The 14,892-nt window shown below is 72.2% G+C and carries 16 protein-coding genes and 1 pseudogene; 3 read left to right on the top strand and 14 right to left on the bottom strand.

The annotated features are described in order from the left end of the window. A pseudogene (locus tag VFW79_RS10135) lies at positions 1-1,318 on the bottom strand (hypothetical protein); the annotation flags it as partial. Between the two features lie 351 nt (positions 1,319-1,669). Here VFW79_RS10135 and VFW79_RS10130 point away from each other — a divergent pair. After that, positions 1,670-1,870, top strand: a complete 201-nt coding sequence (locus VFW79_RS10130) for a DUF1918 domain-containing protein (protein WP_109131803.1) — start codon at positions 1,670-1,672, stop codon at positions 1,868-1,870. 18 nt (positions 1,871-1,888) lie between these two features. On the opposite strand, the gene VFW79_RS10125 is transcribed toward VFW79_RS10130, so the two are convergent. The 4 genes from VFW79_RS10125 to VFW79_RS10110 are packed head-to-tail and all read right to left on the bottom strand — an operon-like array spanning position 1,889 to position 5,215. Next, a complete protein-coding gene (locus tag VFW79_RS10125) occupies positions 1,889-3,079 on the bottom strand; it encodes an ABC transporter ATP-binding protein (RefSeq protein WP_329677182.1) in 1,191 nt (396 codons plus the stop codon). Continuing rightward, entirely contained in the window at positions 3,076-3,948 is an 873-nt protein-coding gene (locus tag VFW79_RS10120; protein ID WP_414647938.1) for an ABC transporter permease, read from the bottom strand. Before VFW79_RS10120 ends, VFW79_RS10125 begins: the two co-directional genes overlap by 4 nt. A gap of 4 nt (positions 3,949-3,952) precedes the next feature. After that, complete coding sequence (gene modA, locus VFW79_RS10115) at positions 3,953-4,762, bottom strand: molybdate ABC transporter substrate-binding protein (RefSeq protein WP_329677181.1); 810 nt, start codon at positions 4,760-4,762, stop codon at positions 3,953-3,955. Positions 4,763-4,810: 48 nt separating this feature from the next. After that, on the bottom strand, positions 4,811-5,215 hold the full coding sequence (locus VFW79_RS10110) for a TOBE domain-containing protein (protein WP_329677180.1): 405 nt from the start codon (positions 5,213-5,215) through the stop codon (positions 4,811-4,813). Positions 5,216-5,398: 183 nt separating this feature from the next. On the opposite strand from VFW79_RS10110, the gene VFW79_RS10105 reads away from it, so the two are divergent. Both VFW79_RS10105 and VFW79_RS10100 read left to right on the top strand, forming a co-directional pair. Further along, positions 5,399-7,960, top strand: a complete 2,562-nt coding sequence (locus VFW79_RS10105) for a sodium-translocating pyrophosphatase (protein ID WP_414647937.1) — start codon at positions 5,399-5,401, stop codon at positions 7,958-7,960. Then, positions 7,957-9,006 (top strand): glycosyltransferase family 1 protein, encoded by a 1,050-nt coding sequence (locus VFW79_RS10100; protein ID WP_329677179.1) that lies wholly within the window; start codon positions 7,957-7,959, stop codon positions 9,004-9,006. Before VFW79_RS10105 ends, VFW79_RS10100 begins: the two co-directional genes overlap by 4 nt. 16 nt (positions 9,007-9,022) lie before the next feature. On the opposite strand, the gene VFW79_RS10095 is transcribed toward VFW79_RS10100, so the two are convergent. The 9 genes from VFW79_RS10095 to VFW79_RS10055 form a co-directional block, all read right to left on the bottom strand. Continuing rightward, positions 9,023-9,199 carry a hypothetical protein gene (locus VFW79_RS10095; RefSeq protein ID WP_329677178.1) on the bottom strand — a complete coding sequence of 59 codons (177 nt, stop codon included), beginning with the start codon at positions 9,197-9,199 and terminating at the stop codon, positions 9,023-9,025. Positions 9,200-9,260: 61 nt separating this feature from the next. Continuing rightward, positions 9,261-9,440 (bottom strand): hypothetical protein, encoded by a 180-nt coding sequence (locus tag VFW79_RS10090; protein ID WP_329677177.1) that lies wholly within the window; start codon positions 9,438-9,440, stop codon positions 9,261-9,263. A 60-nt stretch (positions 9,441-9,500) separates the two neighbouring features. After that, entirely contained in the window at positions 9,501-10,268 is a 768-nt protein-coding gene (locus VFW79_RS10085; protein ID WP_329677176.1) for a DUF4389 domain-containing protein, read from the bottom strand. A gap of 141 nt (positions 10,269-10,409) precedes the next feature. Beyond that, on the bottom strand, positions 10,410-11,207 hold the full coding sequence (locus VFW79_RS10080; RefSeq protein WP_329677175.1) for a GNAT family N-acetyltransferase: 798 nt from the start codon (positions 11,205-11,207) through the stop codon (positions 10,410-10,412). Between the two features lie 81 nt (positions 11,208-11,288). Then, the gene (gene nagB / locus VFW79_RS10075; RefSeq protein WP_329677174.1) at positions 11,289-12,071 is read right to left on the bottom strand and encodes a glucosamine-6-phosphate deaminase; all 783 of its coding nucleotides are present in this window, start codon (positions 12,069-12,071) and stop codon (positions 11,289-11,291) included. A 69-nt stretch (positions 12,072-12,140) separates the two neighbouring features. After that, positions 12,141-13,352, bottom strand: a complete 1,212-nt coding sequence (locus tag VFW79_RS10070; protein WP_329677173.1) for an N-acetylglucosamine-6-phosphate deacetylase — start codon at positions 13,350-13,352, stop codon at positions 12,141-12,143. Further along, complete coding sequence (locus tag VFW79_RS10065) at positions 13,349-14,074, bottom strand: HAD family phosphatase (RefSeq protein WP_329677172.1); 726 nt, start codon at positions 14,072-14,074, stop codon at positions 13,349-13,351. Before VFW79_RS10065 ends, VFW79_RS10070 begins: the two co-directional genes overlap by 4 nt. After that, positions 14,065-14,529 carry a PTS glucose transporter subunit IIA gene (locus VFW79_RS10060; protein ID WP_329677171.1) on the bottom strand — a complete coding sequence of 155 codons (465 nt, stop codon included), beginning with the start codon at positions 14,527-14,529 and terminating at the stop codon, positions 14,065-14,067. Before VFW79_RS10060 ends, VFW79_RS10065 begins: the two co-directional genes overlap by 10 nt. Next, a complete protein-coding gene (locus VFW79_RS10055) occupies positions 14,529-14,786 on the bottom strand; it encodes a PTS glucose/sucrose transporter subunit IIB (protein ID WP_329677183.1) in 258 nt (85 codons plus the stop codon). The genes VFW79_RS10060 and VFW79_RS10055 overlap by 1 nt, the downstream gene beginning before the upstream one ends. Positions 14,787-14,892 lie beyond the last annotated feature (106 nt).

Here is a 14,892-nt window from a genome sequence, read left to right as displayed (position 1 = left end):
GCGTCCGCACCTCGAGCGTCATCGCGCCGAGCAGCCGGCGACCGACGGCCGTGCGCCAGCCTGCTTCGGGCGCCACGTCGAGCAGGAGGTCGTCGAGACCCAGTCGCTCGAGTCGCGCCTTCAGGGCGGACGACGCCCTCCGATGCCCGGGGACGTACAGGACGGTGCGCCCCGAGGCCGCCGCGTCGGCCACCACGGCCGCGAGCATGCCGGTGACGTCGCTCCCGGTCGGCGCGTCGACGAACAGGTGCTCACCGGTCGCGAGCACGTCGAGGACGTGCTGCTGGGCGGCGTCGAGGTCCCCGACGCCGCGTTCGAGATCGGGGTCCCGGTCGCCGCGGACGGGGGCGGGCACGGGGTGCCGCAGACGCGCGCGGACCTCCTCGACGCCCGCGAGGGCCGCCACGACCTCATGCCGGTCGAGCGTCCCGGACAGCGCGTCCAGGTCGTCGACGAGGACCTGCCCAGGGTGCACGAACGTGCCGACGACGATGCGCTCGACGAGCTCGAAGTCCTCGAGCACGGCCGCACCGAGCGACGTGAGCCGGTCGAGCGCCGGCCTGGGGTCGAACCCGGTGCCGGTGAACGCGCCCCTGGCCACCGCGCCCGGGTCGAGGAGTGCCCCGCGGCTGCGCAGCGCGCGGGCCAGGATCGGGTTGACCTCGAGCGACGGCTCGAGCGCGAGCTCGTAGTCGCTCTCGCCGCTCCCCCGGGCACGCAGCGACACCGGCCGGAGCAGCACCGGCGCGCGCACGGTGCGGGGCTCCGCGGGCGCGTGCGTCCCGCCGTGGGCGTCGACGTCGTAGGCCGAGGCGGCGCGCTGGGCCCGGGCTGCGCGCGTGACCGCGGCGAGGGCTGCGACGTCGTCCGACGCGACGTCGGGCGTCGTCCGCTCGGTCCAGGTCGCGACGCCGATCGCGAGATAGGTCGGGGCGATGCCGTAGCGCTGCGCGTAGCTCTCGGCGCGGGACCCGACGCTGCGGGCCCGGCGCTTCGCGGTCGCGAGCGAGCCGCCCTCGCGCACGAGGTTCGACAGGCGGGTCTCGCGGCCCGCGAAGAGCTGGGCGATACCCGACGGGTGCGCCGCCGACAGGTCGAGAGCGGCGTCGCCGAGGAGGTCGACGTTGGACAGCGTCGACCCACCTGCGGCCTCGACCAGCGCGCCGCGCCAGGTCGCGACCGCACCGGCCACCAGCTCGTCGGCGGACGGCTGGGCGACGAGGACGGGGGCCCCGGCTGTCGGGTCGACAGAGGTGGTCGCGTCGGACTCGGGAGCCATCTCGGGTCCCGAGCCGGACGTGCGCGCAGGGACGGTCACGTGGGGAACGCTAACCGCACGTCTCGCGCACGGACGCGTGGCACGCCGACGACGCGCCAATGAAGGGGTGATTGTGCGGATCTGCCTCGACCCGCGCGAGGGCGGGGAGCCTGCTCGGGTGATCGGGCGAGCCCCGCGAGGAGACCCGCCCGACACCGGAAAAGTGAACAGTGCGCACCGCGCAGGGGGCAGGCGATGCGCACTGTCAAGGCAATTGTGGATCCTCGGAGGGCTACTGGTCAAACGTCCAGCGGAGCGAGAACGGGTGAACTCCGCAGGCCCTCGACGGCGCCTCCGGGCGCCTCGCAGAAGGCCGGGGTCGCGTCTACTCTGGATCCGAGGTGAGCGACGATGCATGCATCCGTAGGCGACGAGATCATCATCCACGGCCGGGTCCTCGGAACCCCGTCACGACGGGGCGAGGTGCTCGAGGCGCACGGGCCTGACGGCACCCCGCCGTACCTGGTGAAGTTCGACGACGGTCACGAGACCCTGGTCTTCCCCGGGCCCGACGTGGAGATCGTCACCCTGACCCACGAACCCACGCCCTGACCCCTCGTCACCGGGGAGTCAGCGCGCCGGAGCACCCGTGGCCGGGACGTCGGCCGGGGCGCGCCCCGAGGCTCGTCCGGGGTCGGCGTAGGCGATGACCTCGGTGGCCTTGGCGGTGAGCCAGACCCGTTGACCTGCAGCGAGCCGCAGCTCGGCGACCGCCGCCGGGGTGATGTCGACGAGCGCCGACGGGGTGCCGTCGACCGCGACGCGCACCCGGTCGGTCAGGAGCTCGAGCCCCGCGACGACCCCGGTCCAGGTGTTCCGCGGCGAGCCTGCGTCCGGTCGGGACGTGTGGATCGAGATCGCGGTCGGCGCGAGCACGACCAGCATGTCGGTTCCCGCCTGATCTGCTGCCGGCGCATCCTCGTCGTCGGCGTCCTGGCCGTGCCCGGCCGCGTAGAGGACCCCGCCGGCGTCGAGGTCGACACGTCGGGTGGCGCGGTCGGTCATCGTGCCGGTGTAGAGGTTGAGTCCGACGAGCCGCGCGACGTAGTCGGTCGCAGGTCGCCGGGCGACGTCGGCGGGCGCACCCTCCTGGACGATGCGGCCAGCCTCGAGGACGAGCAGGCGGTCGGCCAGGACCATGGCCTCGAGCGGGTCGTGGGTGACCAGGATGCTCGGTCCACCGAACGCCGCCAGGTGGCGCCTCAGCTCGCCGCGGACCTCCAGCCGGGTCCGCGCGTCGAGCGCCGCGAGCGGCTCGTCCAGCAGCAGGAGCTGCGGCTCGCACGCGAGGGCGCGGGCCAGGGCGACCCGTTGCGCCTGACCGCCCGACAGCGACCCCGGCCTGCTGCGGGCGAGGGCGGAAAGGTCCATGCGGGCGAGCCACCCGGCGGCGTCGCGTCGGGCCTGCGCTCGCCCTGCGCCCCGGGCGCGCGCCGAGAACGCGACGTTGTCGAGGACGTCGAGATGCGGGAAGAGCCGGTAGTCCTGGAACACGAGGCCGACGGCACGGTCGACCGCGGGCACGAAGACCCCGGCCCGCGCGTCGTCCCACGTGTCGGCGCCGACCACGATGCTGCCGTCGGTCAGCGCCCCCAGCCCCGCGAGCGAGCGCAGCAGGGTCGTCTTCCCGGCACCGTTGGGCCCGAGGACGGCGAGGACCTCGCCCGGGGCGACAGCGAAGGCGGCGTCGAGCCGGAAGCCGCCGCGCTCGACGACGACGTCGGCGCGCAGGCCCTCGCGAGCCCCGACGGACGCGGTCACAGGGCAGCACCCGGACGGAGCCAGCGCTCACGCAGCAGCGCGAGGACCGCGATCGAGACCGCCACGAGCACGAGGCTGAGCGCGACGGCCGCGTCGGGGTCCCGCTCGAGCGCCTGGTAGACCGCCAACGGCATCGTCTGCGTGACGCCCGGGAGGTTGCCGGCGAACGTGATGGTCGCGCCGAACTCCCCGAGCGCGCGCGCCCAGCAGAGCACGCTGCCGGCGATGAGGCTCGGTGCGACGAGGGGCAGCGTGACGCGGCAGAAGGTGGCGAACGGTCGCGAGCCGAGCGTGGCCGCCGCCTCCTCCAGTCCCAGGTCCGCCGAGCGGAAGGCGCCCTCGACCGTCACGACCAGGAACGGCATCGCGACGAACGTCTCGGCCAGGACGACGCCAGCGCTGGTGAACGGCAGGGTGAGGCCGAACCACTGGTCCAGGTACTGACCGATGAACCCGCGCCGTCCGAGCGCGAACAGCAGCGCCACTCCCCCGACGACCGGCGGCAGCACCAGGGGCAGGGTGACCAGGGCGCGGAGCACGCTGCGTCCCCGGAACCGTGCGCGAGCCAGCACCCACGCCAACGGCACCCCGAGGACGAGCGAGATCACGGTGGCGATCGTCGCCGTGACGAGCGAGAGCCGCAGCGCGCCCACGGCCTCGGACTCGAGCAGGAGCCGCGGCAGGTCACGCCAGGACGCGCGCAGCAGCAGACCCACGAGCGGGAGCAGCAGGAACGCGACCGCCACGACGGCCGGGACGGCCAGGGGCCACGGCGCCCGCGGGACCACCTCGGAACCCGACCGCGGGCCGCGCCCTGCGCCTCGGCCGGGGGCGGGACGCGGCACGCGCACCGACGACGTCGCGGTCACCGCGTCACGGCCGGCGGAAGCCCGCGGCGGTGAGCACGCTCGCCCCGTCGCCGGACAGCACGTAGTCGACGAACGCCTTCGCCAGATGGGGGTTCTTGGATGCAGCCAGGGAGGCGATCGGGTAGCTCGTCGCGGCGTTCACGTCGGCAGGGATCTCGATCCCGGTCACCGTGTCGCCCGCAGCGAGGACGTCGGTGGCATAGACGACCCCGGCGTCGACCTCACCGAGCACGACCTTGGTCAGCGTGGCCTTGACGTCAGCCTCGAGGGTCACCGGGGTGACGGTCAGGCCCGCGGCGGCGAGCACCGAGGCCGCGCCGGCGCCGCACGGGACCGCCGGCTGGCAGAGCGCGACCTTGACCTCGGGCCGGGCGAGGTCCGCGAGGGCGGTGACACCTGCGGGGTTGCTCGCCGGGACGGCGATCTCCATGACGTTGTCGGCGAAGACGGCCGGGGCGGCGGCTGCCCCGGCCGCGACGACGTCGTCCATGGTCGCGGTCGACGCGGATGCGAACACGTCCACCGGCGCACCCTCGGTGATCTGCGTGGCCAGGCCGGAGCTGGGCCCGAAGCTGAAGGTGATCGACGCGCCCGGGTGGGCCGCCTCGAACTGCCTGCCCAGCGTCGTGAACGCCTCCGTCAGGGATGCTGCCGCGAGCACGGTGATCTCGCCGGCCACCGCCGGGGTCGTGGCCGAGCCCGGCTCGGTCCCCGCGGCCGATGCGGCGTCGCCTGCGGCGGGGGCGCCACACCCGGCCAGGAGGGCGCTCGCCGCGGCGGCCGCGATCAGGGTGGCGAGGACAGGGCGGCGCATGGGCGGATCTCCTGCGGGTCATGGGGTGCGGACGGGTCGCGCGGGGCCTCAGCTGTCGGGGATCTCCACGACCACGTTGGTGGACTTCACGCTGGCGACCGCGAGCACGCCGGGCTGGAGCCCCAGCTCGTCGGCTGCCTCGCGGCTCATGAGCGAGACGACCCGGAACGGACCGGCCTGGATCTCCACCTGCGCCATCACGGTGTCGCGAACGACGTTGGTCACGAGCCCGGTGAAGTGGTTGCGGGCCGACTGGCGGCTGATCTGGCCGGCTGCGACGGGGTTCTCGGCCGCGAGCTCCTGCGCGAACCGCGCGAGCGCAGCTCCGTCGACCGCCTGGCGACCGGCGTCGTCGGACGTGGCCGGCAGGCGCCCGGAATCGGTCCAGCGGCGCAGCGTGTCGTCGCTGACGCCGAGCAGCGCCGCGGCTTCACGGATCCGGAACAGGGGCACCCGGTCACCCTAACCGCATCTGCGGCTGGCATCCATGCAGCGATCCGCATCTGCAGGAGTACGGGCGACCTGAGCTCGCCACAAGCCTCCGCGGGCGACGTGAGACGAAGGTCACACTCCGGGCCGATCAACCCGGAATAGCGTGGCAGCGTCAGAGCATCGCCGCCCAGGTCAGAGGCCATCGTGAGCAAGGTTCAGCCCCAAGGTCGCACCGTCACCGGCGATGCGGCACGCATCTCCGACCAGGTCCGCAGTCCACACCGCGCGCGAGCAGGCGTCCTCGCGGCGGCCGCCGCGCTCGCGCTGGCCGGGTGCTCGTCGTCGGCGTCGGCCGGTGGCACGAACGGCGGCGGCGAGGCCAGCCTCATCCTCCCGGACCTGAGCGCCGTGACCATCGTGGGCGGCGGCTCCGGCCGGACGCTGCTCCTGGTCGGCCTCCTCGTCTGCGTGCTCGGCATCGGCTTCGGGGCGCTCAGCTACGTCCAGCTCCGCCGCATGGCGGTGCACCCGTCGATGCGCGAGATCTCCGAGCTCATCTACTCGACGTGCAAGACGTACCTCGTGCAGCAGGGTCGATTCCTGCTCATGCTCTGGGTGTTCATCGCGGCAGTCATCGTGGCCTACTACGGGCTGCTCGTCGGGTTCCCGTGGGGACGCGTCGCGATCGTCATCGCCTTCAGCCTCGTCGGGATGGGCGGCTCGTACTCGGTCGCCTGGTACGGCATCCGTGTCAACACGTTCGCCAACTCGCGGGTGGCGTTCGCCTCGCTGCGCGGGCGGCCCCTGGCGATGCACCGCATCCCGATGAAGTCCGGCATGTCCATCGGCATGGTGCTCATCAGCATCGAGCTGATGATGATGCTCATCATCCTGCTGTTCCTGCCCAGCGACCTCGCGGGGGCGTGCTTCATCGGCTTCGCGATCGGCGAGTCGCTCGGCGCCTCGGTGCTGCGTATCGCGGGCGGCATCTTCACCAAGATCGCGGACATCGGCGCCGACCTCATGAAGATCGCGTTCAAGATCAAGGAGGACGACGCCCGCAACCCCGGTGTGATCGCCGACTGCACCGGGGACAACGCCGGCGACTCCGTCGGCCCGAGCGCGGACGGCTTCGAGACCTACGGCGTCACCGGCGTCGCGCTCATCACGTTCGTGCTGCTGGCCGTCCACGACCCGGCGGTCCAGGCCAGCCTGCTGGTGTGGATCTTCGTGGTGCGCGTCGCCATGGTCATCGCCTCGGCGGTCTCGTACCTCGCGAACGACGCCCTCGCCCGCGTCCGTTACGCCAAGGCCGAGCGCATGAACTTCGAGGCGCCGCTCAGCTCGCTCGTGTGGATCACCTCGTCCGTCTGCATCGCGGCGACCTACGCCATGACCTACGTCGTGCTGGGCGACACGCTCACGAACGGCCTGTGGTGGAAGCTGTCGACGATCATCTCGTTCGGCACCCTCGCCGGGGCCCTGATCCCCGAGCTCGTCAAGGTATTCACCTCCACGCACAGCAAGCACGTCCGCGAGGTCGTCAAGAGCGCTCGCCAGGGTGGCGCCTCCCTCAACATCCTGTCCGGCCTGGTCGCCGGCAACTTCTCCGCGTACTGGCTGGGCATCGCCATCGTCGGTCTGATGGCGGGCGCGTTCCTCATGAGCGGGCTGGGTCTGGGGGCGCTCATGGTCGCTCCCGGGGTGTTCGCCTTCGGGCTCGTCGCGTTCGGGTTCCTCGGCATGGGCCCGGTCACGATCGCCGTCGACTCCTACGGCCCGGTCACCGACAACGCGCAGAGCGTCTACGAGCTGTCCCTCATCGAGGACGTCGACGGCATCGACGACGAGATCCGGCGCGACCACGGCTTCGAGGTCCAGTGGGACAAGGCCAAGCAGATGCTCGAGGAGAACGACGGCGCGGGGAACACCTTCAAGGCGACCGCGAAGCCCGTGCTCATCGGCACCGCCGTCGTCGGCGCCACGACGATGATCTTCTCGATCATCATGAGCCTGACCAACGGCCTGACGACCGGGATGGACAACCTCTCCCTGCTGCACGCTCCCCTGCTGCTCGGGCTGATCACCGGCGGAGCGATCATCTACTGGTTCACCGGTGCGTCGATCCAGGCGGTCACGACGGGTGCGTACCGGGCCGTGGAGTTCATCAAGAACACCATCAAGCTCGACGGCGCGACGAAGGCCAGCGAGGCCGACTCGCGCAAGGTCGTCGAGATCTGCACCCAGTACGCCCAGCAGGGCATGCTCAACATGTTCCTGGGCGTGTTCTTCGCGACCCTGGCGTTCGCGTTCGTCGAGCCGTACTTCTTCATCGGCTACCTGATCTCGATCGCCATCTTCGGGCTGTACCAGGCGATCTTCATGGCCAACGCGGGCGGCGCCTGGGACAACGCCAAGAAGATCGTCGAGGTCGACCTGCACGCCAAGGGAACGGCCCTGCACGACGCGACGATCGTGGGTGACACCGTCGGCGACCCGTACAAGGACACCTCGTCGGTCGCTCTCAACCCGGTGATCAAGTTCACGACTCTGTTCGGCCTGCTCGCGGTCGAGCTGGCGGTCAGCCTCACCGACCAGGGCAACCACACCCTGGTCGTGATCCTCGCGGGTGTGTTCTTCCTCGTCTCGGCCTACTTCGTGCACCGGTCGTTCTACGGCATGCGGATCCGCACGACCCTCGAGGACGACAGCTCGGAAACCGCCGAGCCGACGCTGGTGCAATCGGGAACGGGTGACGCACGATGAAGATCGCGATCCAGTACGGGGCTGCACGCGTCGATGCCGACGGGCACGTCGGAGGTCACGACGCCGGTGCGACCCTCGTCCGTCGGCTGCTGCGGGTGTTCCCGGGCGCGCAGCTCATCGGGCCCGTCAAGCGGCAGTGCGAAGGGTTCGACGTGGTCCCGCTCGAGGCCGTCGACGGCGACTCCACGGTCGTCATCACCATGGATGTCATCGACTCGGTGAACATCTGGCGGGGCCTCAAGGCCCGGTGCGACGAGCCGAAGATCATGAACTTCGTGTGGTGGAACACCTCGCTGTACTCCAACCCCGTGGAGCACGCCGCGCTCGCGCTGTCCTGCGCGCTGTTCCCGACCTTCGCGAACTCCGAGCGCACCGCGAGCGAGGTCCGCGAGATCGTCAAGAGCTGGACCGTCCAGCCGCTCGCCCAGAAGGCCCGGGTCGCGTGGGTCAACCTCGGCATCCGGCTCGAGCACGTGCGACCCCGCAACGAGCCGCCTGTGCCCGTCGTCCTGTACCCGGCCATCTACCTGACCGACCGCAAGCAGCCCCAGGTGTTCCTCGACGTCGTGGAACGTCTCGCCAAGCGCACGCCCATCAAGGTCGAGGCGCGACTGCACGAGTCGTCCCTGATCTCCGAGAAGGCCATGCGGCTCTCCCGGCACCACTGGGCCTGGGTCGGCCCGCTGACCGCCAACCGGGACGACTACTGGCAGGCCCTCGCGCGTACGACGGCCTTCCTGGCGACGGCCACCGAGGAGTCCTACGGCCTGGAGTACATCGAGGCTCTCGTCGCAGGAGCCGTCGGCGTGTTCCCCGACCGTCCGTGGGTGCGGGCGATCCTGCCCGCGGCCTACCCGTTCATCTACCGGACGCCCGCCGAGGCCGAGGAGATGCTGTACCGCGCGGTCACGGACACGGCCGCGTGCCGCCGTGAGCTCGACCTCGCGGCCGACGGCGACTTCGCCCAGTGGCTGCGTGCCCGGCACGACGACGACCAGTTCGAGAAGACGATCGCCGACCAGGTCGTGGAGTGGTTCGGGAGCTGAGCCGGTCGAAGCCCGGTCACCGCGGGGGGTGCGCCGGTGGCGGTGGGATCGACCCGACGCCGGGTGCCGCGACCGGCCACACGAGCAAGGTCGCGCAGGGGGCATGGTCGACCACGAAGCGGGTCGCCGGGTCGAGCGAGTGCGGGCCGAGCCGTCGCAGGTCGCCGTCGCGCGCGACGACCAAGAGATCCATGCCCTCTGCCGCTGCGACGACCTCACGCTCGACGCGTCCGTGCCGTTGCTCGACGCTGACCTCACGGCCCGCGGCGTCCGCTGCGGCGTCGAGGAGCCGGCGACACCGCACCCAGCAGCACGACCACGACGGCCGCGGGCGCGGCGGCGACCACCTCCGGCCAGCCGCGCGGACGAGCGACCGCAAAGCCGAGGACACCCACGAGGAGGGCCACGGCGACGAAGGGCGCGATGGTGGCCACGCCGCGCCCCCTTGTCGTCTCACCGCCCGTGTACCCGGCCGCGGGCCCGCTCGCCTCGCCCTAGCCTCCCGTCGGCAGGCTCGCCGCCTGAGGGCCGCCCCGATCAGGACCCGCCGGGCCCGTGCGGACCGGGGGGTCGTCGTGCTCACCCATGTCGAGGCGGAACGGTGGATACACGTCCGTCATGAGTCCGGCGTACGCGGCCACGCGGAGCACCCAGCGGTTCATGCCCACCAGCAGGTCGTACAGGCCGCGCGGGTAGCTGCCGGTCACCGCCAGGACCACTCCGGCGACGAGCACGAGGATGCCGATGAGCCCGCGCCAGTCCCCCGACCAGTTCCACTGGTCCGGGTGGACGTCGTTGTTGGTGCTGGCGCGGGTACCCACGAAGATCGCCACGATGACGTACTGCGGCAAAGCGAGCAGCCACCACTTGACCAGGACGAGCCCGCGGGAGAGGCGCTCGGGGTAGTCGACGTGCAGGTGCGCCGGGTAGTCCTCGACCTCGTCGAGCGTGAACGGCGGGTACCGGTCGGTGCCCAGGACCCCGTAGGAGTAGTAGGCGACGCGCCACGTCCACCGCAGGACCCCGACGTTGAACTCGAAGATCCCGCGCGGGTACGTCCCCGTGACCAGGATCGCGATGAACGCGACCGCACTGAGCAGGACGAACGCCGCCCAGAGGAACGCCAGGACGATCCCGTGGGGGATGACTAGCACCCACTTGAGCAGCCACAGCCACCGTGAGAGCACCGGCTCACGGACCGTGTCGACGTGGACCGGGTAGACGTCATGGCCGGGCGTCGCCGTGGGGTTGACGGTCGCCATCGGTATCACCTTCTCAGCGAGCAGACACCTCGACGGTCCCGCATCGGTGGCGGTGGCGACCAGGTCCCAAAGGTCCCGATCTGTCGGTTCGCCGCGGCCGGTCCGTCCGAGCTCGCGAGTCAGGTTCCGGCCCGGAGGACCTCATCCCGGGGACCGTTCGAGCTGGAGCTGGGTCTCGGTGGTCTCGAAGCCGACCGATCGGTAGATGTCGATGGCGTGGTAGCCGGGGTCGGCGACCATGACGAGGGTGGCCGCACCGAGGTCGGCCAGGCCGTAGCAGCTGACGTGGTGGACGAGCGTTCCGGCCAGGCCCCGGCCGCGCGCATCGGGATGGGTGTCGACGCTCTGAAACCGGGCGACACCAGAGCCGTCAGAGAACAGACCCATCCCGGAGAGCATTCGGCCGTCGACGAACGCGCCGAACCACGACCCGCAGCGCGCCTCCTGCAGGGCGCGCATCGCCTCCATCTTGCGGACGAGGAACTCGCGGTGGCCGGACGGCTCCCGGTGGGGCGCGTTGGCCAGCTGGAGCGCGATCGCTGCGTCCCGATCGCCGCGATCGGCGAGGTCGAGGGCGCGGTAGGTGGCGTGGTGGTTGGGGTGTGGCGGCTCGCGGACGGACGAGGCGGTCATCACGGCGCTGGCGTCGACGGCGTACCCGGCAGCAGTGAACTCGCCGAGGTCGGCCACCTCGCCACGGGTGCCGTCGACGCCGAAGGTCCGATGTGCCGCCTCGGGGAGCTCCTCGGCGAACGTCCTCTCCCAGCGCTGCACGCCACCGCGACCGGGCAGGTCCTGCAGGAGCACGAAGTTGCCCCACCAGAACGCGGGGTTGCCCGGACTGCGGACGACCAGATGATCGCCGCGATCCTCGACCTCACTGCCTTGCAGGGTCAGCAGCATGATGTCTGTCCGGAATCCCAGCGACGTGATGCGCACGGCGCCGACCCTAGCGACACCCGGCCCCTCGTGACGGAGCGGACGGACGTCAGCGCCCGCACCTCCGGGGGACCGACACCGTCAGAGCCCCTGCCAGGCCGGCTTCGCCGCGTACGTGCTGCGGAAGTAGTCCGCGAGCTGCAGCCTGCCGGCCGCGGCGGGGTCGATGAGCACGCTGACGTGCGGGTGGTGCTGCAGGATCGTCGCCGGCCACATGGCACTGACGGGACCCTCCACGAGGTGGTGGATCGCCTCGGCCTTGGCGCGCCCGCTCGCGATGAGCACGATGTGCCGCGCGCTCATGATGGTGGCGAGGCCCTGCGTCAGGCAGTGCCGCGGCACCGCCTCGACGTCACCGTCGAAGAACCGGGCGTTGTCCGCGCGCGTCTGGTCGGTCAGCGTCTTGATCCGCGTGCGCGATGCGAGCGACGAGCCGGGCTCGTTGAACCCGACGTGGCCGTCCGTGCCGATCCCGAGGATCTGCAGGTCGACCCCGCCTGCCTCGGCGATCGCCGCCTCGTACCGCGCGCACGCCGCGGCGACGTCCTCGGCCAGACCGTCCGGGCCCTGGACCGCGTCGGGCGCGAAGTCGACGCGCGAGGCGATCTCGTCCTCGATCACGTTCCGATAGCGCTCCGGGTGGTCGGCCGGCAGCCCCACGTACTCGTCGAGCAGGAACCCGCGGGCGTGGGCGAACGACACGCGACCCTCCTGGTAGCGCCGGACGAGCTCGTCGTAGATGCCGAGCGGGCTCGACCCCGTGGCGAGACCGAGCACGGCCGCGGGCTTGGCGGCGAGCAGCGACTCGATCGCCCCCGCCGCGAGCGCGACGAGCTCCTCGGGTGCTGCGATCACAACCTCCATGTCACTGCCCTCTCTGTTCGGACTGCTCGTCGTTCGAGCCGGTCGTGCCCTCGGCCGCGCCGGCGCCGCTCATGGCGCGACGACTGCGCCCGCGCGCCGGACGCCCAGCACCCGCAGGTCCTCGTCGGTCAGCACGATGTCCGCACGTCGGCCGGCTTCGAGCGCCCCGATCGTGGCGTCGCCGAGCACCGCGGCCGGGGTGGTGGACGCGGCGCGCACGACGTCCACCAGCGGAACCCCGCCGGCGACCGTGGTCCGCACGATGTCGAGCAGGTGGGCGGTGCCACCCGCGATCGCCCCGCCGTGCGTCAGCCGGGCCACGCCGTCCGCCACCGTGACGTCCTGCGAGCCGAGCCGGTACGCGCCGTCGGGCATCCCGGCCGCGGCCATCGCGTCCGTCACCAGGGCGATGTTGTCCGCGCCGACGAGGCTGAAGATGCTCTGGACCAGCTCCGGGGCGACGTGCGTGCCGTCACCGATCAGCTCGACGACCGCCTCGCCGCGCGCGGCCGCCGCGAGGAAGACCGGGATCGGGCCCGGGTCCCGGTGCGTCAGCGGTCGCATGCCGTTGAACAGGTGCGTCACCGTCGCGCGGCCCGAGCGGCGACCGGGCGTGGCCGCCAGTCGCGCGCGCGCGTCGGCGAGGGCGTCGGACGTCTGGCGCCAGCTCGCATCGGTGTGCCCGAAGCTGGGCAGGGCGCCCGCGCCGATCAGCGCGTCGACGACGCCGCCGACCCCCGGCAGCTCCGGGGCGATCGTCATCGTCACGAGGTGCCCGTGCGCCAGCGCCGCGAGCTCGCGGGTGAGGTCCGCGTCGGGAGCCTGGATCAGCGCCGGGTCCTGCGCGCCGCAGCGCACCATCGACACGAACGGGCCCTCGAGGTGGATGCCGGCGATCTCCCCCGCGTCCGCGAGCGCGGCGAGCACCGCGACCCGCTGGCGCAACGTGTCGGGCGCCGCGGTGACCAACGAGGCGACGAGCGTCGTGGTCCCGTGGGCCCGGTGCTCGTGCACGGCGACGAGAGCGTCCTGCGGCGTGGTCGCGTCCGGGTAGCTGGCGCCGCCGCCGCCGTGCGTGTGGAGGTCCACGAGTCCCGGGAGCAGCGTGACCGGGTGCCGGGCCGGCTGCGGGACGTCCGGCCAGCCGGCCGCCGCGGCGTGCGCAGCGTCACCCACCCACGCGATCGTCTCGCCGCGGACGACGACGACGCCGTCGGCGATCACCTCCGTGGGGGTGACGACCCTGCCGCGGAGGATCTCCGGTGCGGTGCGCTCGGTCATGTGTGGTCTGGGACCTTCCCGTGGAGGTACGTGTGCCCGCGGCCCTCGACGAGGTCGGCGAGGATCGTCAGGTCGACGGCTGTGTCATCGGCCCCGGCCGTGACCAGGACGTGTGCGGCGTGGGTCGTCGTCACGCCGACGACATGGCCGACGCCTGCCGCCCGCGCCGACGCGATGCCCGCCGGGGCGTCCTCGAGCGCGACGAGCCCGCCCGGAGGCAGGCCGAGCAGCTCGGCACCGCGCCGGAACGGCTCCGGGTCGGGCTTGCCGTGCGTGTAGTCCTCGGCGGTGACCATGCCGATCACGCCGTCGTCCACGCCGAGCGACCGGAGCGCCGCCCTGGTCCACGTGCGGCCCGCCGAGGTCACGACGGAGACCGGCAGCCCGGACGTCACGCAGGCGGAGAGCAGGCGCGCTGCTCCCTCGACGGGGGTCAGCTGGACGTCCATCCCGCGCAGCACGTCGATGACGCTCCGGGTGAGGGCATGCGGGTCCTCGTCGCCCCAGGGCCCGGTCATGCTCGCGAAGACCTCGTGGGCCCGACGCCCCGAGAACTCGCGCACGACGTCGTCCGCGACCTCCCAGCCGCGCGACGCGAAGTACACCCGGAACGCGCCCTGGTGCGCCTCTTCGCTGCGCACGAGGGTGCCGTCGAGATCGACGAGCAGACCGGCGCCCGGTCGATCGAGCCGCGCGCCGACCGCGTCGGTGCTCAGCTCCACTCGAACAACGGTTCACCCGAGCGGATCGCTGCGCCGACGTCGACCAGCGGCGTGAGGCAGCCGGGCTTGCCGTCGAGCGCCACGACCGGGCAGATCGGCGACCGCCCACCGGCCTCGACCGCTGCCGGGTCCCAGCTCACGATGACAGCGCCCGCGGTCACCACGTCGCCCTCGTGGGCGTGCAGGGTGAAGCCGGTACCACCGAGCTGGACGGTGTCGAGCCCGAGGTGCACGAGGGCGGAGTGCTCGGCGTCCGAGGTGATCACGAATGCGTGCGGGTGCAGCTTGACGATCGTGCCGTCGATCGGGGCGATCGCCTCCACGACGCCGTCCCGGGTCGGGTCGATCGCCATGCCGGGGCCGACGAGCTCCGCACCGAAGACCGGGTCGGGCACGTCGGCCATCGCGCGCACGACACCGCCGATCGGTGCGAGCACGGTGAGCGGTGCGGCCATCAGCGCAGGTCCTCGATGTCCGACGCGAGCGTGTCGGCCTCGGGCCCGACGACGACCTGCACGGCGGTGCCGGACCGCATGACGCCGTACGCGCCGGTCGCCTTGAGCGCTGCCTCGTCGACGAGCGACGGGTCGACCACCTCGACCCGCAGCCGCGTGATGCACGGCTCGAGGTCGACGATGTTCGCGTCTCCGCCGAGAGCCGCGAGAATCTGCTCCGCCTTGCTCATGCGCTTCTCCTTGCTGACCGACGGCAGCCCGTTTGCCGCGCGTCCCGATTGTTCACAACAGCTCCTCGAGGTCCGTCGCGATGGTGTCGACGTTCGGCCCCATGACGACCTGGACCACGTGACCCGAGATCAT

It is taken from the genome of Cellulomonas sp., from assembly GCF_036279715.1.
Taxonomy (GTDB): Bacteria; Actinomycetota; Actinomycetes; order Actinomycetales; family Cellulomonadaceae; genus Cellulomonas_A.
Note: the sequence above shows the minus strand (reverse complement) of the source record. Positions and strands in the feature narration are given on the sequence as shown.

Excerpts from the sequence above, each read along its gene's own strand:
- VFW79_RS10130 (WP_109131803.1), top strand. The coding sequence starts at position 1,670 with ATGCATGCATCCGTAGGCGACGAGATCATCATCCACGGCCGGGTCCTC.
- modA (WP_329677181.1), bottom strand. The coding sequence starts at position 4,762 with ATGCGCCGCCCTGTCCTCGCCACCCTGATCGCGGCCGCCGCGGCGAGC.
- VFW79_RS10100 (WP_329677179.1), top strand. The coding sequence starts at position 7,957 with ATGAAGATCGCGATCCAGTACGGGGCTGCACGCGTCGATGCCGACGGG.
- VFW79_RS10095 (WP_329677178.1), bottom strand. The coding sequence starts at position 9,199 with ATGGATCTCTTGGTCGTCGCGCGCGACGGCGACCTGCGACGGCTCGGC.
- VFW79_RS10085 (WP_329677176.1), bottom strand. The coding sequence starts at position 10,268 with ATGGCGACCGTCAACCCCACGGCGACGCCCGGCCATGACGTCTACCCG.
- nagB (WP_329677174.1), bottom strand. The coding sequence starts at position 12,071 with ATGGAGGTTGTGATCGCAGCACCCGAGGAGCTCGTCGCGCTCGCGGCG.
- VFW79_RS10070 (WP_329677173.1), bottom strand. The coding sequence starts at position 13,352 with ATGACCGAGCGCACCGCACCGGAGATCCTCCGCGGCAGGGTCGTCACC.
- VFW79_RS10060 (WP_329677171.1), bottom strand. The coding sequence starts at position 14,529 with ATGGCCGCACCGCTCACCGTGCTCGCACCGATCGGCGGTGTCGTGCGC.